This is a genomic window from Flavobacterium litorale (assembly GCF_019613795.1).
GTDB classification, from domain to species: Bacteria; Bacteroidota; Bacteroidia; order Flavobacteriales; family Flavobacteriaceae; genus Flavobacterium; species Flavobacterium litorale.
Genome location: NZ_CP080429.1, coordinates 37547 through 60800, shown reverse-complemented (window position 1 = coordinate 60800; position 23254 = coordinate 37547). Strand labels below are relative to the sequence as shown.

Here is a 23254-nt window from a genome sequence, read left to right as displayed (position 1 = left end):
TATCACAATTAAGTCTCTTTGTTTATATAGAGCAGTAAATGTTGTAAAAGGTTGGGAGAGGAGTAAAAAAATTTTTAGTATTTAGTTGCAGTAAGTAGTTATAGTTAATTGATTTCGGTGTGACTGTAAACTTTAGCTGCTTATTTATCAATTATTAGCTTATAAATATTAGCTGTAGTTGTAGTATCGTCGTTATCCTCACACAATAAAAAAGATATGGTTTTGTTGGTTTGCTCGTACAATGTAATGCCCTCAAACTTACTTTGCCCAATTATTTGTGTTTTTTCTACTGTCATAGTTTCAATATCAATAGTACCTATGAGTGAGCCTTTAATTTCGCCATCAGTATATACTGCGTTGGATGCTTCGGCGGCAGCCAGAAAATATAATTTGTTGCCTACCTTAACTGCATCCGTAAAGCCTGCTTGTACGCCTTGTATTTTAGGCAGTGCAATGGGGTTGTAAATAATCTGGAAAAACATATCGGATATTGTTCCGTCCAACGTAAAAATACCATTTTGGGCTGATGGTCCGTTGCCACGTTGTAGTAAATACCATGTAGTCCCATCGTTTACAGCAGCCTCTATATTAAAATTCTCGGGCGTAATTTCTCCAAAACTTTGCATGGCAAGGTATAAATCGGTAGCATCAAGGTGTGGCAGTACCTCATTTGTTTCAATATTTATATGTGCTATAGTATTACGGTTTTCGGTAGAACCTGAACCAAACAAATACAAATCCTTCCCATGCAATGCTAAGGCTTCGTAGTCGGCTTTATCAATTTTTGGCACACGCTCTAAAGGACCCGTATAGCCATTGGCAACTAGTGCTGTTTTGTTAAGTGCTTGGTCATCGATATGATATTCGTATACGATATGGCTATCGTCTGATGCAATAAACAACGAATCGCCATTAAATAGCAAACCCGATGCCGAACCAATACCAATGATACGAAAAAGGAGTTCCAGCTGAAACTTTTGCATAATAGTAGGTTTTGTAGTAAAACGCGATAAATGTATAAATTCTTATCTTTATAAAGATAAACCATTTTTATATGAAGCCTACCACTATAGATACCTTTAAAGTTACGGATGATTTTAATATTTGTTTAGCACCAACCTATATTGATACTGGTTTAACCCGAGAGGATAAAAAGGTAGCTTTAAAAGAGGTTAGCAAAGATTTAAGTAAGCTACAGGATAAAATGTATGCCAATAACCGCTACGGTGTTTTACTCTGTTTGCAAGGCATGGATACTGCGGGTAAGGATAGTTTAATTAGGGAGGTGTTTAAATACTTTAACGTGCGTGGTGTAGTGGTGCATAGTTTTAAGCAACCATCGGATGTGGAATTGGAGCACGACTATTTGTGGCGGCATTATATTGCATTACCCGAAAAAGGAAAATTTTCGGTATTCAATCGTTCGCATTATGAGAATGTTTTGGTAACGCGAGTACACCCCGAATATTTATTGAAAGAGAATTTACCAAATATAGCGTCGGTAACAGATGTACCTACAGATTTTTGGAACATGCGTTTTGAACAGATTAATAATTTTGAAAAGCATTTGGTGCAGAATGGAACTATAGTACTAAAGTTTTTTTTAAACCTGAGTAAGGAGGAGCAGCGCAAGCGCTTATTACGAAGGTTGGATAGGGGTAGCCACAATTGGAAGTTTTCGCCAAGCGATTTAACGGAACGCGACCTTTGGGACGATTACCAAAAATATTACCAAGAGGCAATAAGTGCTACGGCTACCAATTATGCGCCATGGTATGCTATACCTGCTGATGATAAGGAAGCAGCACGTTATTATGTTGCCAAAATAATTTTAGACAATTTACAGCAATACGATATTAAAGAACCCGAAGTAGATGATGAGGTTATGGAAAATATTAATAGCTACAAAAGAAAACTCTCTAGTGAGGCACCAGGCTGATCGGTTTGCAATAACTCTTTAAATTCTTCTTCACTAAGGCAAATGCCCATATGGGCTACTTTTTCGTTTTCCTCTTCTTCACCATTAATAAAGTAAATGGGTAATAGTGCCGTTTTTTCTTGTTTCCGTAAGGTTTTTGCTATAGCCCTTCCTTTGGCGGGTTTATGGGCATAATTAATTACTACAGTATCGGGCTTTGCAGCTATAACACTACTAAAAACGTCTTCTGTGTCAACTAGCTGCGTACCTACCACCTTATGCGATGTATTTTTGCAATGGTTAATAAGGGGTGTAGTAGGCTGGCTGCTCCAGTCTGTAATAAATAACCTCATTTTGTTAATGCTGTATTGTACTAACAAAAATATAAAACCTACAATAAAAGTAATATACTATTTGTTGCTGCGGTTCATTTTTTTACCACTATTTACAATTTATTAATAAACTGTAAGTGTTTACGCTAGGTTATGGTAAGTGCATTTTAGTAGGGTATTATTTAACTTTATTCAACATACGCATTCATTTCTTCTACTTACATTTGCAAAAAATTGCATACAGGGTGAAATTATCCGCTTACACAAAAGAATTTGAATACAATATTCGTTTAGCATGGCCTGTAATACTAGGCATGTTAGGGCACACCATAACGGGTATTATAGATAATATTATGGTAGGTAAGTTGGGTGCTGCCGAACTTGCTGCTGCATCGTTGGGTAATAGTATGGTATTTATAGCCATGTCGGTAGGCATTGGTTTTTCTACTGCTATTACCCCCATAGTAGCACAACACGATGCCGAAAAGAATGTTGCCAAAGTGCGTAGTGTGTTTCATCATGGATTATTTTTGTGCAGCGTACTAGGAATTTTTCTATTTGGTACCGTATTCTTTTCCAAGCCATTAATGGCGTTAATGAGTCAGCCTGAAGAGGTTGTTGTGCTTGCAGGACCTTATATCGATTGGGTTGCATTCTCGTTATTACCTATGGTTATTTTTCAGGGATACAAACAGTTTGCCGATGGGCTATCGCTTACCAAATATGCCATGTATGCTGTTATTATATCTAACGTTATAAATATTGTAATTAATTATTTATTGATTTACGGAATATGGATTTTCCCAGAAATGGGTATAATTGGTGCAGCTATAGGTACGGTAGTATCTCGGATATTTATGCTGGTTTATATGCACTACATATTGGTTAAAAATGAGCAGTTAAAAATATACTTTACCAACTTTAGTATTGGTAACATGAAGAAAAAGATGCTGCGTAGGATTACCGCTTTGGGCTTACCCTCGTCCATGCAAATGTTTTTTGAGGTAGCTTTATTTACTGGGGCAATATGGCTATCGGGCTATATTGGTAAATCCAGCCAAGCTGCCAACCAAATAGCGTTAAGCCTTGCTAGCATGACGTTTATGTTTGCTATGGGGCTAAGCGTGGCATCTATGATTAGGGTAGGAAACCAAAAAGGGCTTAAAGACTATAATAAGTTACTATTAGTGGCACGTTCCATTTTTTTACTTGCCGTATTAATAGAAATTGTATTTGCTACTTTATTCATACTCTTGCATGACTATTTACCGCATTTCTTTTTAAACATGACCGATACAACACTACTGGCAGAAAATATAGAGGTTATTAAAATTGCTTCGCAGTTATTACTTGTTGCTGCTGTTTTCCAGATATCCGATGGTATCCAAGTAGTAGTATTAGGTGCATTACGCGGATTGCAGGATGTAAAAATACCAACCTTTATTACTTTTGTTTCGTATTGGGTTGTAGGTTTCCCCGTATCGTTGTACTTAGGTTTATATACCGATTTAAAAGCTACAGGTGTTTGGATAGGGCTATTGGCAGGGCTTACTGTTGCTGCTTTATTTTTGTATCTTCGCTTTAATTACTTAACAAAAAAACTTATTCATCAAGAGGCGTAGTTTTTGCCTTGCGACGTTAAAACTTTACTACTATTATGGAATTACCAAAATTTGTACTAGCTGATAATACGGATTACCCAGAAGATATATTTATTATTCATTTAGATTATCCACGCTTTATAATTAATCTTAAAGATGATGAAGTAGAAATTATAGAAGAAGCTGAAGATTTGGATGAAAATGAATTAGAAACTGAAATGGAACGATTAATAGAGCAGGCAAATGCTTTTTATGATCGTGAAGTAGAGCGGTACGAGAAAGAGTAAATAATAATAAACTTACAGTTACAGTATTCAATATACGTAATGTCATTCTGACGAAGGAAGAATCTATAAATATTAGAAGATTCTTCACTCCGCTTCGCTACCTTCAGAATGACAAAGCAGGATGATAATTTCCATGTACTTAAGTAGGGTAATTTTTTAGTTTTAATGAAAGGAGTTTATCATTGTAAAGAGATTCCTCACTCTGCTTAGTTGCAATCAGAAAGATAGGTTGAATTACTTACTAAAATACTTTTCCAATAAAAACTGTGCGGCTGCAAATGGTGATAGTTCATTGTTTTGTACTGCTTTTTTGTACTGTTCCAATAACGGAGCAATACCCTCACGGGTGTAAAAACTACTTTTTAATTGCTCGTTAATTGTTTCGGTTAACCAATAGCTATTTTGCTCGGCACGTTTGGCATTAAAATAATGGTTGCCTTTTGCCATTTCAAAATACTCACTCACAATTTGCCAAACATCTGCTATTCCATCGTGGTTAATAGCACTACAGGTAGTTACTTTAGGTTGCCATCCAGAGTTTTTAGCAGGGAACAAATGCAAAGCCCTATTAAACTCCGTTTTGGCTAGTTTAGCTTTTTTAATGTTATCGCCATCCGCCTTATTAATAACAATAAGGTCTGCCATTTCCATAATACCGCGCTTAATACCTTGTAGCTCATCGCCGGCACCTGCTATTTTTAGAAGCAAGAAAAAATCAACCATACTGTGTACTGCCGTTTCACTTTGCCCTACACCAACCGTTTCAATAATAATAGTGTCAAAACCACAAGCTTCGCAAAGTATAATTGCTTCGCGTGTTTTGCGCGCCACGCCGCCCAAAGTATCTCCTGATGCAGAAGGGCGTATATAAGCATTTTCATCTTTCACCAATTCCTCCATTCGGGTTTTATCGCCCAGAATACTCCCATGCGACATCGAACTACTTGGGTCTACGGCTAGTACTGCTACTTTACGTCCTGTACCCGTAAGGTGTTTCCCAAACGCCTCTATAAAAGTACTTTTGCCTACACCGGGTACGCCTGTAATACCAATACGTACCGATTTGTTGGCATGCGGTAAACATTGGTTTATTACATTGGTAGCTTTTTCTAAATGGCTGGGGTTAGTGCTTTCTACCAAGGTTATGGCTCTGCTTAAAGCTGTTTTATTACCATTTAATATGCCTTGTACCAGTTCGGTAGCAGTAGGCTGCTTCCTCCTTAACTTAGTAATATTAGCTATAGATGATGCACTAAAGCTTTCGGGCTGGTTCACGCCATCTTTTTCGTGTAAAGCAGTATTAAATTTAGGTTTATCCACTATGATCGTTTAAGTAAAGTAAAAATAACTATTTCGGCGGGATTCCTAAAGTTTCGGCAGCTATATTTAAATACTGACGTGGTTGCTACTAAACTTACGTGCATTGTTTTTAGCTTATTTATATTTACTTGTATTTTGTGTATCATGCTTAGTTAATAACTGTAAATTTGGCTACAATTTGTAGTAAAAGTAATTTGGACAGTATTATCCTCATATTTGTATGCATGTTTGCAGGAGTTTGCGCCCAACGGGTAAAAGCATTTCCGCCCAATGCCTACGTAGCCCTCAATCAGTTTGTAATTCATATTTCATTACCAGGGTTAGCACTATACTATATTCCTAAAATTGAAGCAAGTATAAAGCTGCTATACCCACTAGGAGTAGCATGGTTAGGATTCCTTATCGCATTTATATTTTTTGTAACGCTAGGCAATTACTTTGGTTGGTCGCGCAAGTTAACAGGCTGCCTTATTCTAACGGGAGGCTTGGGAAATACCTCATTTGTTGGTTTCCCTGTTATAGAGGCATTATATGGACAACAAGGTTTAGAAACCGCTATTATTGTGGACCAACCTGGTACTTTTGTGGTTATGGCAACACTGGGCATAATAGTGGCAGCAGCATACTCTAAAGGAAAGTCGGGCGTTGGCGAAATGACAAAGAAAATTCTGTTTTTTCCGCCCTTTGTAGCCTTTTTTATAGGTGTAGGTATGAATGTTCTTGATTACGATTTTACATCCGATATACAATCGATATTTCAAAGGCTGGGTAGTACCGTAACACCTGTAGCCTTAGTAGCGGTAGGGATGCAGCTTAAAATAGATTTTAAAAGCAAGCATTGGAATTTTTTGGCTTTAGGGCTGTTTTTTAAACTTTTTATCATGCCGGCCTTCTTTTTTATACTTTATAAAATACTACTTAAAGGCGAGGGGATAGAAACAGAAGTTGCTATTATGGAAGCAGCAATGGCACCCATGATAACAGCATCGATATTAGCCTCTTCGCATGGTTTAAAGCCGCGCCTTTCTGGAATGATGATAGGGGTGGGGATACCTTTATCTTTTCTAACACTTGCATTTTGGTATTGGTTATTACATATATACTAAACACTAGTAATTTTACAATAATTATAATGAGTATTGCTATTATTTAGTAATAATGGAACACTTTGCATTAATTTAATTGTCCTTTGTTGCAATTTCTTTAATTTTATAGTCCTAAACCAAACCTTAAAATAAAAACCACAACTTATGGCTACACTAAAACAGTCCTCGTGCTGTACCCAAACTCCTTCTCCTACAACAACTATCAATTCTAAAATAGAATAATGATGAATATTTTTAATACCTCGTACAATCAAAACCTGTATGATATAGGCATTTTGTTATTACGTATTACGGTAGGATGTTTTATGATGACACACGGATTGCATAAACTTGATATGCTTATGGAAGGTGGGGTTATTAAATTTGCCGACCCCATAGGTATAGGTGCAAAACCGTCGTTAATACTAACTGTTTTTGCCGAGCTGGTTTGCTCTTTCCTAATTGTAATGGGGTTTGCTATACGGCTGGCAGCACTACCACTTATTGTAACCATGTTGGTAATTATATTTGTAGTACACGCTAAGGATGGTTTTACCCACAAAGAACTCCCAGCACTCTACCTAGCCATATATGTATTATTACTTATAGTGGGTAGCGGACGTTTTTCTGTAGATAGACTTATTGCAGGTAAAAAGCGGAAAAGTAATTATTAATATCTAAAAACGAATAGTATAATTTATAGTATTTTTGACTGTTACCAAGTAATGCATTGATACTATAATTATGAACACGATACCATTACCACAAGAAATGATTGTACAGCTTGAAAATATAGTTGGACAATCATTTTTATTTTTAGATATCGAAACAAGAACCCATTACGGACATGATGAAACGGAAGACTATAGCTTTCCACCGTCGGTAGTGGTAAAACCTGCAAATACTCAGGAAATTTCGGAGATAATGAAGCTTGCCAATACCCATAAAATACCTGTAGTGCCTATAGGTGCACGTACGGGGCTAAGCGGTGGCGCACTAAGCATACACGGTGGTATAGGGCTCTCTACAGAGCGATTAAATAGTATTGTTATTGGTGAGAAGAATTTACAAGGTATTGTTGGTCCTGCAGCTATAACGCAAGAATTTCAGGAAGCTGCTTTAGCCAAAGGATTGTTTTACCCGCCCGACCCAAGCAGCAGAGGGAGCTGTACTATAGGTGGTAACGTTGCCGAAAATGCAGGAGGTGCCAGAGCTGTAAAATATGGTGTTACTAAAGATTATGTGCTTAATTTGGAAGTAGTATTGCCTACAGGCGAAATTATAGAAACAGGTGCCAATACCCTTAAAAACTCCACAGGGTACAACCTTACACAACTTATGGTAGGTAGCGAGGGTACGCTAGGTGTTATTACCAAAATTGTAATGAAATTGTTGCCGAAAAATAGCCACAACGTATTAATGTTAGTGCCATTCTTTAAATCGGAGCAGGCTTGTGAGGCGGTAGCGGCTATTTTTAGAGCAGGGATAGTACCAAGTGCTTTAGAGTTTATGGAACGCGATGCTATTGATTGGGGGGTACGTTTTTTAGGCAGTGTACAATTGGATATTAAAGATGATATACAAGCCCATTTATTAATAGAGGTAGACGGTAATTACCCTGATGTGTTATTTGCAGAAGCAGAAAAAATAATGGGAGTGGTTGAGCAGTTTGCTATTGATGAGGTACTATTTGCAGATACTGAAGACCAAAAGAATGCTTTATGGAAACTCCGTAGGGTAGTGGGCGAAGCTGTAAAGTCGAATTCTATATACAAGGAAGAAGATACCGTAGTACCCCGCTACGAATTGCCTGTACTATTAAAAGGCGTTAAGGCAATAGGCAACAAATATGGTTTTAAATCGGTTTGCTATGGGCATGCAGGCGATGGTAATTTGCATGTAAATATTATTAAAGGTGACATGACTGATGCCATGTGGCAAAATGAGGTGCCAAAAGGGATTAGAGAAATATTTGAGCTTACGGTTTCGTTAAAAGGAACACTATCGGGAGAGCATGGTATTGGTTACGTGCAAAAAAACTATATGGATATTGCTTTTAGTAACCACCATTTACAACTCATGAAAGGGATTAAAACATTGTTTGACCCCAACAATATTCTTAACCCTGGTAAAATACTACCCGATAAATTATAGTATTATTGCTTGCCCAGCATTTTTTTAGTTATTTTACCAATGCTTAACCCTTGTACTATTATAGAAAATACAACTACAAAATAAGTGATGGCTACAATAGTTTTTTTATAAGGACCTTCGTCTATAGAGAGTGCCAAGGCAATAGATACACCACCGCGCAAACCACCCCAAACCAGTATTTTTAGGGTGTCTTTGCTAAATTTCTCCTTAAAGGTAATAAACTTAGCAGGCAACCAAATTGAGATGAACCGTGAGAGTAATACAATTAATACGCTTGCTAATCCAGGAATCCAATAAGTGTTTAAATCTGGAATTATAAGCAGGTAAAAACCTATAAACAAAAATAATATTGCATTTAGTATCTCGTCGTTCAGTTCCCAAAACTTATCAAGATAATCTTTTGTTACAACCGACATTGCCCAACGTTTTCTGAAATTACCAATTATAAGTCCCGCAAAAACCATGGTTAATGGTCCTGATACCTTGAGCCATTGTGCCACCAAATAGCCGCCCATAACTACTGACAATGTTATGAGTACGGACACTTTATAGTCATTTATTTTTTGCATAGCTTTAGATGCAATTATACCCAACACTATTCCCAACAAAAAACCGCCACCTGCTTCTCTAACAAATAACCACATAATATTTAACAACGTAAACTCAGTACTATTTTCTTGTGCAATTTGCAATATTACAGCAAACATAACTACTGCCATACCATCGTTAAATAACGATTCGCCAGCAATTTTTGTTTCCAATGCTTTCCTCACATTAGCCCCTTTTAATACGCTTAATACAGCAACGGGATCAGTAGGCGATATAAGTGCACCAAATAGTAAGCAGTATATATAAGGGATATCAATCCCCTTCATCGGTAAAAAGTAGAGGAGTGTACCTACTGCAAATGTTGAAATAATTACACTAACGGTAGAGAAAGTTACTATGGGTGTACGTTGCTCTGTTAAATCGCGTAGGTTAATGTGTATGGCACCAGCAAATAACATAAAGTTTAGCATAGCTCCCATAAGTACCTCTGTAAGGTTAAACCCAGCAATTAGCGTAGCAATACGGCTGGATAGTTTGGGTACAGAGTCGCCAAAAAACACGAGTGCCAATGAGGCCACCATAGCAATAACCATTACCCCTATGGTAGAGGGTAATTTTAAGAACCGAACATTGCAATACGCAAAAATAGATGCGATAACAATCATTACCGATAAGGAGTAATAGAGTTCCATACGTTATAGTACTACTAGTGTTGAGTTTTTTGCAATAGTACAACAATTATAACAGCCAAAAACAGTAACCGTTAACTATATAGTTTAATTTAACGAGACTTTATTATATGCCTAATTTGTTTCGTACTTCGTCGCTAAAAATTGTAGTTACGTAGCCATTGCCCTTATCATTGTTTAGAAATGTCCATTTGTTATCCGTATCGCTATTGCAAACAGCTATCATTTGCGATCTTTTTTTTGCTATTATGGCGTTTTGTTGAGCATCGAAACTAACTTCGCCCGATTCCAATTGCTGTTTCATAGCCGTTACCATCATTTCACCCTGCTCCTGCCCAATAGGTTCTTTAAAAATCATTTTCATAGTAATATCATGGTCTACAAGACTATAATAACCATTTTCAATTTTCTCTATAGAACTGTAAGAAAAGTTTGGAACTCTATCTAAAAGTTCAATACGCATCATCTCGTTATCCATCATACCTTGTAACATTTGTAACATGGTTGCTTTGGGTACCAAATCAAAAATTTTCGGGTAGGTTAAATCTAATAATTTAGCGTATTCGTTTTGTATGGTGTACTCATACATTTTTGCGGAACGTTCTTGTAGCGATTTTTTGTCTTGTGCAAAAGTTACTGCAACTACAAATAGTAGTAAGGTGGTAAGTGTTTTTTTCATTTTTAGTAAGTTTTTTCAAATATAATAGAATTAGCGTATTGATAGGCACAAAACAAAAAATCTCCAGCAATTTTTAAGTGCTGGAGATTTTTATATAAGGTGTAAGTAGTTTAGTTATTAACGATAATCCACTCTCCTGAGGCAATTAGGCTTTCTGCCTTTTTAAACTTCATGCTTTCCGTTTTTCCACTCATTACGTGTTTAATGGTAACCGTATCATTACGGTTTATTTTCGGAGTATCTCTAACTATAGTCTCGGTAACCTGTGGTCGGCTTTGGCTTTGTTGCGATACTTCGCGTGCCTTAGAAGCCATCTCGTCTGTATTTAAAACCTCTTCCTTATTTGTTTCGTAATCTTCCTTAGGCTTTCGTACCTGTTTTGCCTCTTGTATGTTGTTTGCGTTATGCGAAGGCAAATCACCTTTAAACAGGAACGATACTACCTCTTTATTAATACCATTTACTGTTTTCTTAAACAGGTTAAAGGCTTCAAATTTATAAATAAGTAGCGGGTCTTTCTGTTCGTGTACAGCAAGCTGAACGGATTGTTTTAGTTCGTCCATTTTACGAAGGTGCTTTTTCCACGCTTCATCTACAATGGCAAGTGTAATGTTCTTTTCGAAATCAGCCACTAACGATCGTCCTTCGGTTTGATACGCTTTTTCCAAGTTCGTAACCACGTTAAGCGTTTTAATACCATCGGTAAAAGGTACTACAATACGCTCGTACTGCGAACTCTCGTCTTCGTACACATTTTTAATTACTGGGAAAGCTTCGGATGCATCGCGTTCGTTTTTAGCAGCATAAGCTTCCATAACTGCTTTGTATAGTTTAGCCGTTAAATCTCTTTCCGACATTTTACCAAATTCTGCCTCGGTAACAGGAACATTTATAGAGAAGTAACGAATAATTTCGAATTCAAAGTTTTTGTAGTCGCCAGTTTCTTTATTGGAATTTACAATATCTTCTGCCGTGTCGTACATCATGTTAGCAATATCTACTTTTAAACGCTCGCCATGTAGTGCGTGGCGTCTTCGTTTGTATATTACCTCACGTTGTGCATTCATCACATCATCGTACTCCAATAATCGTTTACGTACTCCAAAGTTATTTTCTTCTACTTTTTTCTGAGCACGCTCTATAGATTTGGTCATCATGGAGTGCTGTATTACTTCGCCCTCCTTAAGTCCCATTTTATCCATAACCTTAGCAACTCTTTCCGAGCCGAACAATCGCATTAAGTTATCTTCTAATGATACGTAGAATTGCGAACTACCTGGATCTCCCTGACGTCCTGCACGACCACGAAGCTGTCTGTCTACACGTCTGGAATCATGGCGTTCTGTACCAATAATAGCCAAACCACCTGCTGCTTTTACTTCGGGCGATAGTTTGATATCCGTACCACGACCTGCCATGTTGGTAGCTATAGTAACAACACCAGCATTACCTGCTTCGGCTACAATTTCTGCCTCACGCTTGTGTAATTTTGCATTTAGTACGTTGTGGGGTACATTTCGCATTTTAAGTGTACGACTCAATAGCTCAGAAATTTCTACTGACGTAGTACCTATAAGTACGGGTCTGCCTGCTGCCGATAGTTTGGTTACATCCTCTATAACGGCATTAAACTTTTCGCGTGTTGTTTTGTATATGAGGTCTTGCTCATCCTTACGGGCAATAGGTCGGTTAGTAGGTATTTCTACCACATCCAACTTGTATATTTCCCAGAATTCACCTGCCTCGGTAACTGCAGTACCCGTCATACCCGCTAGTTTGCTGTACATCCTAAAATAGTTTTGCAGGGTAACGGTAGCAAAGGTTTGGGTGGCAGCTTCAATTTTTACATTTTCTTTCGCTTCTATGGCTTGGTGCAGTCCGTCAGAATAACGTCTACCATCCATTATACGCCCTGTTTGCTCATCTACAATTTTAATCTTGTTTTCTTCAATTACGTACTCTACATCTTTTTCAAAAAGGGTATAGGCTTTTAGTAATTGGGTAAGGGTATGGATACGCTCGCTTTTTACAGAGAAATCTCTAAAAAGTTCTTCTTTGCGTTCTGCTTCTTCCTCTTTATCAAGATTTTGTTTTTCAATATTGGCTACTTCGGTGCCAATATCGGGCAGTACAAAAAATTCTTTATCGGTATCTTGCGATAGGAATTGGATACCATTATCGGTAAGTTCTACCTGATTGTTTTTTTCTTCAATAGTAAAATACAGTGCCTCATCTACCTTATGCATTTCGCGGTTGTTATCCTGCATGTATTGGTTTTCGGTCTTCTGTAGTATTTGTTTAACCCCTTCTTCACTAAGAAATTTTATAAGGGCTTTACTTTTTGGTAAGCCTCGGTATACACGTAGTAACAGGAAACCTCCCTCTTTAGTATTGCCTTCCTTAATTAGTTTTTTAGCTTCGGCCAATACGCCATTAAGTAGCGTACGTTGCAAGTTTACAAGGTGGTCTACTTTTGGTTTTAACTCGTTAAATTCATGGCGGTCGCCTTGTGGTACAGGACCTGATATGATAAGCGGCGTACGTGCATCATCAATTAATACCGAATCGACCTCATCTACAATGGCAAAGTTATGTTTACGCTGCACTAAATCGTCTGGCGAGTGCGCCATGTTATCTCTAAGGTAATCAAAACCAAATTCGTTATTAGTACCATAGGTAATATCAGCAGTATAGGCCTTGCGTCGGGCGTCCGAGTTAGGCTGGTGGTTGTCTATACAATCTACACGCATACCATGAAACTCAAATAATGGGGCTTTCCACGTACTATCACGTCGTGCCAAGTAATCGTTTACCGTTACTAAGTGTACACCATTGCCTGTAAGGGCATTAAGGTACATGGGTAGGGTAGCTACAAGTGTTTTACCCTCACCTGTTTGCATCTCGGCAATTTTACCTTCGTGTAGTACTATACCACCAATAAGCTGCACATCGTAGTGAATCATGTCCCAAGTAATTTCCTTACCTGCGGCATTCCATGAGTTTGCCCAAACAGCGGTATCACCATCCAGCTCAACGTACGATTTTGTTCCTGATAATTCCCTATCATAAGGAGTAGCGGTAACACTAATGCTAGTATTTTCCTTAAAGCGTCGTGCAGTTTCTTTTACTACAGCGAAAGCTTCGGGTAGGATTTCCATTAGTACTTTTTCCGAAATGTCGTATGCCTCTTTTTCAAGCGCATCTATAGAAGCGTATATATCTTCTCTTTTGTCAATATCTTCGGTTTTTTCTATTTCTTCAAGGTACGATGCAATTTTAGCATCTTTTTCAGACCTCGCTTCTTTTATTTTTGCTTTAAAAGCAATGGTTTTTTCTCTCAGCTCATCGTGGGATAGTCCTGATAGTGCTGCTTCAAAAGAGTGTACTTTTTTAACAAGCGGCTGTATCAGTTTTATATCCTTTTGCGATTTATCGCCCACAAAAGCTTTAAGTATCGTATTTATTAAACTCATTATTATATAGTTACTTATGTTTATTTGATGATGTTGGTATTTAACAAAAAAAAAGCCTCGCGAAAGAGACTTTTCAATTGAAATTTATTTTTTGCTAATATTCATCCTCATTCCAAAGATAGTCTTCATCAGTAGGATAATCTGGCCATATTTCTTCCATAGATTCGTAAATCTCGCCTTCATCTTCGATTGACTGAAGATTTTCTACCACCTCTAGTGGTGCTCCGGTCCGAATGGCATAATCTATAAGTTCATCTTTTGTAGCCGGCCACGGGGCATCACTTAAATAGGATGCTAATTCTAATGTCCAATACATCTTCTAAAAAGGTTTAATTTTATGCAAAAATAATTTTTCTGCTGAAAATGTCAAGCAAAAATTTGTTTATTTTATAAAAAAGTTAAGAACGTAATTGTTTGCTTGCGTATCCTTTTTAAATACGGCTTTTAAACCCTGAAATACAAGCACTTTTAGTTAATTGCTTTTGGTAGCAGTACTAATACTTTTCGGGTATCCATTTTACTTCCTCGGCATTCAAATCATGTGACAACTTCCGTGCCAGTACAAAAAGGTAGTCAGAAAGTCGGTTTAAGTAGCGTAAAACCATAGTATCTATACCTTCTAGTTCATCCAAATGTACTGCAAGCCGCTCTGCACGGCGGCAAACGCAACGCGCTATATGACAATATGACACTGTAGTGTGCCCACCAGGTAATACAAAATGCGTCATTTGCGGTAGGGCGCTATCCATACGGTCTATTTCGTTCTCAAGCAATTCAACGTGCTCTTCGGAAACTTTAGGGATGTTAAGGCGCTCCTTACCGTTTTTTAGGATTTCTTTTTCGGGTGGTGTTGCCAATATGGCACCAATAGTAAAGAGTTTATCTTGTATGTTTTCCAATGTTTTTTTGTACATCGGGTTCATATCTTGGTCACGAATTAAGCCAATATGTGAGTTTAACTCGTCTACTGTACCGTAACTCTCTATGCGTATATGGTGTTTAGGTACGCGTGTACCCCCAAATAGGGCAGTAGTACCTTTATCTCCAGTTTTTGTATATACTTTCATCGTTTTGTTTTATGGTTGGCTGCTACTTTGTTTAAATACTATTACAGTTAAAACTAGGTAACAGGGTTAGGGTTTACGTTGTCGCTTTCGATGATACCATCACGCAATCGGATAACACGGTGCGCATAGGCTGCAATGTCTTCTTCGTGTGTTACTAATATTACCGTGTTGCCATTAGCATGTATCTCGTTAAACAGGTTCATAATCTCTATAGAGGTCTTACTATCCAAGTTCCCTGTAGGTTCATCAGCAAGAATAATAGAGGGGTTGTTTACCAATGCTCTTGCTACAGCTACCCTTTGGCGTTGCCCACCCGATAGCTGGTTGGGTTTATGATCCATTCTGTCCGCTAGCCCCACTTGTGTTAACACTTCTGTGGCACGACTATCACGTTCAGCTTTTTTGCATCCAGCATATACCATAGGTAACGCCACATTATCTAGCGCAGTGGTACGCGGTAGTAGGTTAAAGGTTTGGAATACAAAACCAATTTCTTTATTGCGTATGCCAGCTAACTCATCATCACTCATTTGGCTAACGTCTTTATCATTAAGGTTGTATATGCCTCCCGTAGGTGTATCAAGGCATCCTAATAAATTCATGAGCGTACTTTTACCCGAGCCCGAAGGTCCCATTAGTGCTACATACTCTCCTTTGTTTATAGTAAGATCGATACCTTTTAATACCTTAACGATTTCGCTACCCAAAGGGAAATCGCGCGTTATGCCTTTTATATTGATTATTGGTTTTCCCATTTTTTTATTTTGAGCCTTAAAAGTAGTAATTTTTTCCGAGTGTTTTTTAGGCATTTTTCCATTTACGTAGCAGCTTGTAGCGGTTGCTTTTAACCTTGATATGACCTAATTACTGTTAACGTATTCCTAATAGTTATTAAGTATGTGTTATAATTATTAAAGTATTCCTAATATAGCAGTTTTTATTTTGATATTTGCTCGGCATCAGCCTATCTTTGGTGTATCAAAGTAATATAAAACAAATCAATTATGAAAAAATTAAATGTAATGTTAGGTGCTGTTTTAGTGGCTGCAGGATTAACGTCTTGTAAAACTGACACTGAGATGGCGGCGGAAAATAAAATAGATCGTTATGAGTCTTTTTATGATTCTGTGAACAATCTTGAGGATGAAGAGAAAATGGCAAATTGGAATGCTATTAAAGCAGAGCACAAAAACAGACTTAGCGAAGCCGATGCTGCTATTGAGACTATGAAAGAGGAGGAACAAGAAGATGCTCAAGAAAGAATAAACGATACGAAGCAAAAGTATGAGGAAATGGAAATGACCGTTTCTGAAAATGTGAATAACGCTGCTGCGAATACGTTATACGTAAGCTACTTTGGCGAAGGTAATGGTATTGGTAACGATATGAAGTTTGAATGGGTAAACAAAGATAATATATTGAGTGTTTACGAAAGATTTGTTGCTACCTTTGATGCTAATAAAGATAACTACTCACGCCAGGATTTTGATAAAATTAAAGCTTGGTACGAAGCGTTAGATACTAGAAAAAACACTGTTGAAAAAGAGGGACTAACATCTGAAGATAATGGTGAAATTGCTAAACTTAAATTAGGGTTTGCTCCTAAATTTAAATGGGAACGAATGACGGCTAAAGGTGATGAGAACGAAGCAGCAAAGGAAGCTGCCAACGAATAAATTGCAAATCTATAATTTAGAGGTTGATTATTAATTTGCACAAAAGCCGCCCAAATTTGGGCGGCTTTTTTATTTTTAACGGATGCTTAACGCATATAAAATGAGTGGTTTAATAATTTTATACTGTTAATTAGTAAAACAACAAAAGCCATGGCAAAAACCAAAAATAACAGACCTCAGGTTAAAAATCCAGACCAATATGAGGCACTTAGAGAGCAAGGATATAGCAAGGAAAAATCGGCACGAATAGCCAATAGTGATAACGCGGGTAAACGTGGTGGTAAGGCTAAAAAGTATGAAGACCGAACAAAGGAGGATTTGTATGCGCAAGCGAAAAAAGTAGGTATTGAAGGGCGCTCTAAAATGAATAAGCAAGAGTTAATTAATGCACTGCGTAATAACTAACCCAACAAACCCCAAAGGTTGCGTATGCCTAGTAAGGCATCGACTAATCTGTTTTTATATGGGCGAATAGTAAAGTGCTGTTTTGCTTGCCCGCTTCTAAAAAATACCAATCCCAAATGATACGTATCTATAGTAACCGTAACATTTGGGTGTTTTTTTATAGCATCCCAAGCTGTTTCGGTGGTATTTGTTTTATGTATGTTACCTATAACACACACAGTTTTGTTATTTGCGTTTGGTAGTATTTCCTCTAATAAAGGTAACAGTTCCGATGTATTGCTACCCGATAGGTAAGCCAAATCAATAGGGCTAGTTATGGGGGCTAATGTGGATAGGAACCATGGATTTGTATTTAGTTTTTCGCCTAAAACGCGTAGCATTTCGGTTACTTTAGTTGCTTCAATCCCCAAAATGTAGAATGTGGAGGGTTTAAAATGGAACATAATTTTATATAAAACGTTGGCAACATCAGGTGTTATACCCTTTACAGGTACGTGCCGCTGCTTGGTATATAGTTTTCCTACTTTGTTATAAAAACATTTGCTAACTACACCATACACAAATGGCGAGTGTATGCCATGTGCGTTTTTAGATTTCCACAAAAATTGAGTGTAGCTTAGTTTTTTCATATTATTCTTCCATTTTAGCACTCAGTTCAAACCAACGCTCTGTTTTTCCGTCAATTTTATCCAGTATCTTTTGTAATTCTTCTGCTTTTGTAGCAATATCCGTATCATCAACCTTTCCATCAGAAAATAAAGCCTCTATAGCTTCCTTATCGCGTTCTAAATCCTTTATTTCTCTTTCAATTTTGCTGTATTCCTTTTGCTCGTTAAAATTTAGTCCAGTAGTTGCATTACTTTGTTTCCAGTTCTTTTTAGTAGTGGTATCGCCAGTAGTTTTTGGGTTTTCCTTTACAGGTTCGTTACTATCCTCGTACGTACGGAAATCACTGTAGTTGCCTGGAAAATCTTCAACAACGCCGTTACCTCTAAACACAAATAAATGATCTACAATTTTATCCATAAAATACCTGTCGTGGCTTACTACCAAAAGGCAGCCAGGATAATCGAGCAGGAAACTTTCCAGTACGTTAAGCGTAACAATATCAAGGTCGTTAGTAGGCTCATCCAGTATTAAAAAGTTAGGGTTTTGTATTAAAACGGTACACAGGTATAAGCGTTTTAGCTCACCACCACTTAACTTTTCTACAAAATCGTATTGCTTTTTTCTGTCAAATAAAAAGCGTTCCAGTAGTTGCCCTGCCGATATTATTCTGCCTTTAGCAAGCGGTATATATTCGCCATACTCCTTAATAATATCAATAACCTTTTGTTCGGGCTTCGGGTTAATACCACTTTGCGTATAATAGCCAATTTTAATGGTGTCGCCCGTTATAACTTTACCGCTATCGGGTGGTATGTTTTGCGTGAGTATGTTTAAAAAAGTAGATTTACCTGTACCATTTTTACCAATAATACCAATGCGCTCGCCTTTTTTAAAGTTAAAGTTAAAATTTTCGAGTATGGTTTTATCTTTAAATTTTTTAGAAACGTTGTGCAGCTCTACAATTTTGCTACCCATACGCTCCATATTTATTTCAAGCTCCACTTTGTGCTCTTTACGGCGGCTGTTTGCTTTTTCTTTAATTACGTAAAAATCGTCCTGTCTTGATTTCGATTTTGTAGTACGTGCTTTGGGTTGCCTGCGCATCCAAGCCAGCTCTTTTACAAAAAGGTTTTTAGCTTTGTCAATACTTGCATTTTCGGCAGCTACGCGTTCTTCCTTTTTCGTTAAATAGTAGGAGTAGTTTCCTTTATATTGGTAGAGTTGCCCATTTTCTAGCTCTATAATTTCGTTACACACCCGTTCTAAAAAAAAGCGGTCGTGCGTAACCATAAATAACGTCATGTTTTCTTTAGCAAAGTAATTTTCCAACCATTCAATCATCTCTAAATCCAAGTGGTTGGTGGGCTCATCTAGTATTAACAAGTCGGGCTTGTTTATTAATATAATGGCAAGTGCCAAACGTTTTTTTTGCCCGCCCGAAAGGCTCTTAACCTTAAGTTTTAAATCGTCGAGCTTTAGTTTAAACAGTATTTGTTTGTACTGCGTTTCAAAATCCCAAGCATTGTGCATATCCATCCGTTCAAATGCTTTTTGGTAGGCTTCTTCGTCTTCAGGATTGTTAAGTGCTTTCTCGTATTGCGCTATTGTTTTAAGAATATCGTTATCCGATGCAAAAATACTTTCCTCAATGCTCAACTCAGGGTCAAGGTTGGGTTCCTGCGGTAAAAACGCCATTTTTATGTCTTTCCGCATTACTACCTGCCCCGTATCGGGCATATCTTCCCCTGTAATAATTTTTAAGATGCTTGTTTTACCTGTACCATTTTTGGCAACAAAAGCCACTTTTTGGTCTTTGTTAATCCCAAAAGAGATGTTCTCGAATAAAGTACGTTCGCCAAAAGACTTGGATATATTTTCTACTGAAAGGTAATTCACTATACTGCTTTTTGTGCAAAAATAGTTTATTTGTTTTAGGTTTTACATGTAACCGATACTGTTATGCGGTTGCTTTTTTAATTTTAGCTTATGTGTCTACATGTTTACCACCAAATCGTTGTGTTGTGTTTTCTCGTATTATCCTATGTAGTTCGGGTTTTCGGTAGTCGTTAATTACCATTTCATAGCCAGAACTCGAGGAGTAAGGGTGCTAAAGATGGCACTTTTGTATACTAATAATGACATAATGACACTTATAGTGTCAAAAAGTCATTTTTTTGCTTTGGAACAAAACTTGACTATTAGTAAACCGTAAAGCAAATATTTTTAAAGTAAAAATTTTAAAAAACAATAAAAGGTATGAACTTAGTAAGAAAAAACAACAGTAATGCATTATTCCCATCAGTAATGGACGAATTATTTAGAGATTGGGCAGGAAACTCAGAAATGGTTAAAAAATCGATGCCCTCTGTAAATATCCAAGAAAATGAAAGCGGTTACGAGCTAGCGTTAGCAGTGCCAGGGATGAAAAAAGAAGATTTTAACATTGAGATAGACAATGATTTATTATCTATTTCGGCAGAGGTTAAAACAGAAAAAACAGAAGAGGAAAAAGGAAAATTTACTCGCAGAGAGTTTAGCTTATCATCTTTCAAGCGTTCCTTTACGTTGCCCGAAACAGTTAATACAGATGCCATTAACGCAGCTTATAATTCGGGTATTTTAACGCTAACACTTCCTAAAAAAGAAGAAGCATTACCAAAAGCAAAGAGGTTGATAGCAATTTCATAATGATGATTATTTAAGTTGGTTAATTAGTAAGAGTGCCCTTATGTGGGGCACTTTTTTTGTTTTACAACGGAGTATTATCCAAAAGTCAAATTATATATCTTTGCCGCATGCAACTCTCTATAATTATTCTTAACTATAACGTGCGCTATTTTTTAGAGCAATGTGTGCTAAGCGTGCAACAAGCCTTGCAAGGCATTGATGGCGAAATTATAGTGGTAGATAACAACTCTCCCGACGATAGTTGTGAGATGATGCGGAGCCGTTTCCCGAATGTAACACTTATTGCGCAAAACGAAAATGCAGGTTTTCCGCAAGGTAATAATATAGGTGTTGCCAAAGCAAAAGGCAAATACATTTGCATACTAAACCCCGATACGGTAGTTGCCGAAGATACCTTTAGTAAGCTGTTGGATTTTGTGCCTACGCAAAAAAAACATGGTATTACAGGTGTTAAAATGGTAGATGGTACAGGTAACTTTTTACCCGAAAGCAAACGTGGTACGCCCACCCCTTGGGTAGCAACCACCAAAATAGCAGGCTTGTATAAACTATTCCCGAAATGGGGTGCTTTTAATAAATACTACGCACAGCATCTTAACGAAAATACTACGGGGCAAACCGATATACTAACAGGTGCTTTTATGTTTATGGAGCGCGAACTGTACCTTGAAGTAGGCGGCTTTGATGAAGATTATTTTATGTATGGCGAGGATGTAGACCTCTCTTATACCGTATTAAAAGCCGGAAAACAAAATATATACTATCCTGAAACGGCTATACTACATTACAAAGGAGAGAGCACCGTACGCGATAAAACATACATGAAACGCTTTAACGATGCCATGCAGGAGTTTTACCGTAAGCATTTTAAAAAATCGGCAGCGTTTGATTTGTTTATGAAACTAGGTGTATTATTTTTTGTTATTGCTAAAAAAAATAAAAAAACAATTCAAGTAGCCCCGCAGGAATATGTATTGTTTTCTGAAAACGAGGCGTTACAAAAACAATTGCAAACCGTTACGGGCAAGCAAGTAGTAAGGCACAGTAATTACAAACCGCTTTTACTACCAACTACTCAAAAAAATATAGAAGTTATTTTCGATAACGAGTTGCTTACTTTTGGCAATATCATATCCATAATGCAACAACACAAGCAAGATGGATATACTTTTAAGATAAAACCCAAAGGATGTAATTTTATTTTAGGAAGTAATAATAGTAATAGCAGAGGTGGGGTAATAACATGGTAAAAAATTGCAATACACCACTATGAATAATTATTGAAAGACAGATAACGAGTCATTTTTTTTATTAATTTCGCAAACAGAAACATTAATTTTACCTTTAGGTTAACGATATGGCAAAATTTGAATTAAAATTACCCAAAATGGGTGAGAGTGTTGCAGAAGCAACAATTACAAACTGGCTAAAAAACGTAGGCGATGCTATTGAAGCTGACGAAGCTGTTTTAGAAATTGCTACTGACAAAGTAGATTCTGAAGTACCATCAGAAGTATCGGGCGTTTTATCAGAAATATTATTTCAGGTTGACGACGTAGTGCAAGTAGGGCAAACCATAGCCTACATAGAAACTGAAGGTGAAGCAACGGAGGCTGCTCCTAAAGAAGAAGCTACTGTTTCAGACACTGCCGTTAAAGCCGTAGCACAAAGTGTTGAAGCGGCCAAAGAAGTAGCAGCAACAAACGAAGATTTTTCAGGTTCAGATAAATTCTTCTCACCATTAGTAAAGAACATCGCTAAAGAAGAAGGTATTTCACTTACCGAGCTAGAGGCTATAAACGGTACAGGTAAAGAGGGTAGAGTAACCAAAACCGATATATTAGCATATATTAAAAACAGAGGTAGCCAACCCGCAGCTCCTGTTGCTAAACCAGCGCAACAAGCACCAACGGCTAGCCAGCCTGTTGCAGCCAAAGCCGCGCCAGTATCGGTTAACGGTCAGGACGAAGTTGTAGAGATGGATCGTATGCGTAAGCTAATTTCAGGTTACATGGTACAATCCGTGCAAACTTCTGCACACGTACAATCGTTTATTGAGGTTGATGTAACAAACATAGTAAACTGGAGAAACAAAGTTAAAGATACCTTCCAAAAAAGAGAAGGCGAAAAACTTACGTTTACGCCAATATTTATGGAGGCTGTAGCACGTGCGCTTAAAGACTTCCCTGGAATGAACATATCTGTAGATGGCGATTACATCATTAAAAAGAAAAACATAAACCTTGGTATGGCAGCAGCTTTACCAAACGGTAACCTAATTGTACCTGTAATTAAAAATGCCGACCAACTAAATATGGTAGGTATGGCTAAAGCAGTAAACGACTTAGGTAACAGAGCAAAAGCCGGTAAACTAAAACCAGACGATACGCAGGGCGGTACATACACCGTAACCAATGTAGGTACCTTTGGTAGTGTGTTTGGTACACCTATTATCAATCAGCCGCAAGTAGGTATTTTAGCACTAGGAGCAATACGCAAAGTGCCTGCAGTTATAGAAACACCAGAAGGTGACTTTATTGGCATCCGCCAAAAAATGTTCCTTTCGCACAGTTATGACCACAGGGTTGTAGATGGTGCACTAGGAGGTTCGTTTGTTAAGCGAGTAGCCGAATACCTAGAAGCCTTTGATCCTAATAGAGATATATAATATTTTTTAAAATATAGATTTAAAAAGCCGCTGTACAGCGGCTTTTTTTATGTA

General features: G+C 37.5%; 22 protein-coding genes. 11 read left to right on the top strand and 11 right to left on the bottom strand.

Annotated elements, in window-relative coordinates; translation table 11 throughout:
- Positions 1-140 precede the first annotated feature (140 nt).
- On the bottom strand, positions 141-983 hold the full coding sequence (locus K1I41_RS00330) for a DUF6929 family protein (RefSeq protein WP_220640711.1): 843 nt from the start codon (positions 981-983) through the stop codon (positions 141-143).
- 71 nt (positions 984-1054) lie between these two features.
- On the opposite strand from K1I41_RS00330, the gene K1I41_RS00325 reads away from it, so the two are divergent.
- Entirely contained in the window at positions 1055-1939 is an 885-nt protein-coding gene (locus tag K1I41_RS00325; protein WP_220640710.1) for a PPK2 family polyphosphate kinase, read from the top strand.
- Here K1I41_RS00325 and K1I41_RS00320 read toward each other — a convergent pair.
- On the bottom strand, positions 1903-2271 hold the full coding sequence (locus K1I41_RS00320; RefSeq protein WP_220640709.1) for a hypothetical protein: 369 nt from the start codon (positions 2269-2271) through the stop codon (positions 1903-1905). The two genes, K1I41_RS00325 and K1I41_RS00320, sit on opposite strands and share 37 nt — an antisense overlap.
- Positions 2272-2495: 224 nt before the next feature.
- Here K1I41_RS00320 and K1I41_RS00315 point away from each other — a divergent pair, with 224 nt between their 5' ends.
- Complete coding sequence (locus K1I41_RS00315; protein WP_220640708.1) at positions 2496-3872, top strand: MATE family efflux transporter; 1377 nt, start codon at positions 2496-2498, stop codon at positions 3870-3872.
- A 35-nt stretch (positions 3873-3907) separates the two neighbouring features.
- A complete protein-coding gene (locus K1I41_RS00310; RefSeq protein ID WP_220640707.1) occupies positions 3908-4138 on the top strand; it encodes a DUF8828 family protein in 231 nt (76 codons plus the stop codon).
- Positions 4139-4372: 234 nt separating this feature from the next.
- Here the strand turns inward: K1I41_RS00310 and meaB are convergent, their stop codons facing one another.
- Positions 4373-5461 (bottom strand): methylmalonyl Co-A mutase-associated GTPase MeaB, encoded by a 1089-nt coding sequence (gene meaB, locus K1I41_RS00305; protein WP_220641785.1) that lies wholly within the window; start codon positions 5459-5461, stop codon positions 4373-4375.
- Positions 5462-5625: 164 nt separating this feature from the next.
- On the opposite strand from meaB, the gene K1I41_RS00300 reads away from it, so the two are divergent.
- The 3 genes from K1I41_RS00300 to K1I41_RS00290 all read left to right on the top strand — a co-directional run bounded on the left by K1I41_RS00300 (position 5626) and on the right by K1I41_RS00290 (position 8697).
- A complete protein-coding gene (locus tag K1I41_RS00300) occupies positions 5626-6564 on the top strand; it encodes an AEC family transporter (protein ID WP_309508864.1) in 939 nt (312 codons plus the stop codon).
- A gap of 221 nt (positions 6565-6785) precedes the next feature.
- Positions 6786-7217: a DoxX family protein gene (locus tag K1I41_RS00295; protein WP_255566940.1), complete on the top strand. Its 432-nt coding sequence runs from the start codon at positions 6786-6788 to the stop codon at positions 7215-7217.
- A 70-nt stretch (positions 7218-7287) separates the two neighbouring features.
- The gene (locus K1I41_RS00290) at positions 7288-8697 is read left to right on the top strand and encodes an FAD-binding oxidoreductase (protein WP_220640706.1); all 1410 of its coding nucleotides are present in this window, start codon (positions 7288-7290) and stop codon (positions 8695-8697) included.
- A 2-nt stretch (positions 8698-8699) separates the two neighbouring features.
- On the opposite strand, the gene K1I41_RS00285 is transcribed toward K1I41_RS00290, so the two are convergent.
- The 6 genes from K1I41_RS00285 to K1I41_RS00260 form a co-directional block, all read right to left on the bottom strand.
- A complete protein-coding gene (locus K1I41_RS00285) occupies positions 8700-9938 on the bottom strand; it encodes a cation:proton antiporter (protein WP_220640705.1) in 1239 nt (412 codons plus the stop codon).
- Positions 9939-10041: 103 nt separating this feature from the next.
- Positions 10042-10614 (bottom strand): hypothetical protein, encoded by a 573-nt coding sequence (locus K1I41_RS00280; protein WP_220640704.1) that lies wholly within the window; start codon positions 10612-10614, stop codon positions 10042-10044.
- A gap of 110 nt (positions 10615-10724) precedes the next feature.
- Positions 10725-14087 carry a preprotein translocase subunit SecA gene (gene secA, locus K1I41_RS00275; RefSeq protein WP_220640703.1) on the bottom strand — a complete coding sequence of 1121 codons (3363 nt, stop codon included), beginning with the start codon at positions 14085-14087 and terminating at the stop codon, positions 10725-10727.
- A 94-nt stretch (positions 14088-14181) separates the two neighbouring features.
- Positions 14182-14403, bottom strand: a complete 222-nt coding sequence (locus tag K1I41_RS00270; RefSeq protein WP_002986941.1) for a DUF2795 domain-containing protein — start codon at positions 14401-14403, stop codon at positions 14182-14184.
- 178 nt (positions 14404-14581) lie between these two features.
- Positions 14582-15154, bottom strand: coding sequence for a cob(I)yrinic acid a,c-diamide adenosyltransferase (locus K1I41_RS00265; RefSeq protein ID WP_220640702.1), 573 nt, complete (start codon positions 15152-15154; stop codon positions 14582-14584).
- A 53-nt stretch (positions 15155-15207) separates the two neighbouring features.
- Positions 15208-15909 carry an ABC transporter ATP-binding protein gene (locus K1I41_RS00260; protein ID WP_220640701.1) on the bottom strand — a complete coding sequence of 234 codons (702 nt, stop codon included), beginning with the start codon at positions 15907-15909 and terminating at the stop codon, positions 15208-15210.
- 249 nt (positions 15910-16158) lie between these two features.
- Between K1I41_RS00260 and K1I41_RS00255 the strand changes: the two genes are divergently transcribed.
- A complete protein-coding gene (locus tag K1I41_RS00255; protein ID WP_220640700.1) occupies positions 16159-16830 on the top strand; it encodes a hypothetical protein in 672 nt (223 codons plus the stop codon).
- Between the two features lie 150 nt (positions 16831-16980).
- Positions 16981-17235, top strand: coding sequence for a DUF7218 family protein (locus K1I41_RS00250; protein ID WP_220640699.1), 255 nt, complete (start codon positions 16981-16983; stop codon positions 17233-17235).
- On the opposite strand, the gene K1I41_RS00245 is transcribed toward K1I41_RS00250, so the two are convergent.
- Positions 17232-17864: a hypothetical protein gene (locus tag K1I41_RS00245; RefSeq protein ID WP_220640698.1), complete on the bottom strand. Its 633-nt coding sequence runs from the start codon at positions 17862-17864 to the stop codon at positions 17232-17234. The two genes, K1I41_RS00250 and K1I41_RS00245, sit on opposite strands and share 4 nt — an antisense overlap.
- Before the next feature lies 1 nt (position 17865).
- On the bottom strand, positions 17866-19740 hold the full coding sequence (locus K1I41_RS00240; protein ID WP_220640697.1) for an ABC-F family ATP-binding cassette domain-containing protein: 1875 nt from the start codon (positions 19738-19740) through the stop codon (positions 17866-17868).
- Between the two features lie 360 nt (positions 19741-20100).
- Between K1I41_RS00240 and K1I41_RS00235 the strand changes: the two genes are divergently transcribed.
- The 3 genes from K1I41_RS00235 to K1I41_RS00225 all read left to right on the top strand — a co-directional run bounded on the left by K1I41_RS00235 (position 20101) and on the right by K1I41_RS00225 (position 23200).
- The gene (locus K1I41_RS00235; protein ID WP_220640696.1) at positions 20101-20532 is read left to right on the top strand and encodes an Hsp20/alpha crystallin family protein; all 432 of its coding nucleotides are present in this window, start codon (positions 20101-20103) and stop codon (positions 20530-20532) included.
- Between the two features lie 107 nt (positions 20533-20639).
- On the top strand, positions 20640-21782 hold the full coding sequence (locus K1I41_RS00230) for a glycosyltransferase family 2 protein (protein ID WP_220640695.1): 1143 nt from the start codon (positions 20640-20642) through the stop codon (positions 21780-21782).
- Between the two features lie 107 nt (positions 21783-21889).
- On the top strand, positions 21890-23200 hold the full coding sequence (locus tag K1I41_RS00225) for a dihydrolipoamide acetyltransferase family protein (protein WP_220640694.1): 1311 nt from the start codon (positions 21890-21892) through the stop codon (positions 23198-23200).
- The last annotated feature ends 54 nt before the right edge of the window (positions 23201-23254 follow it).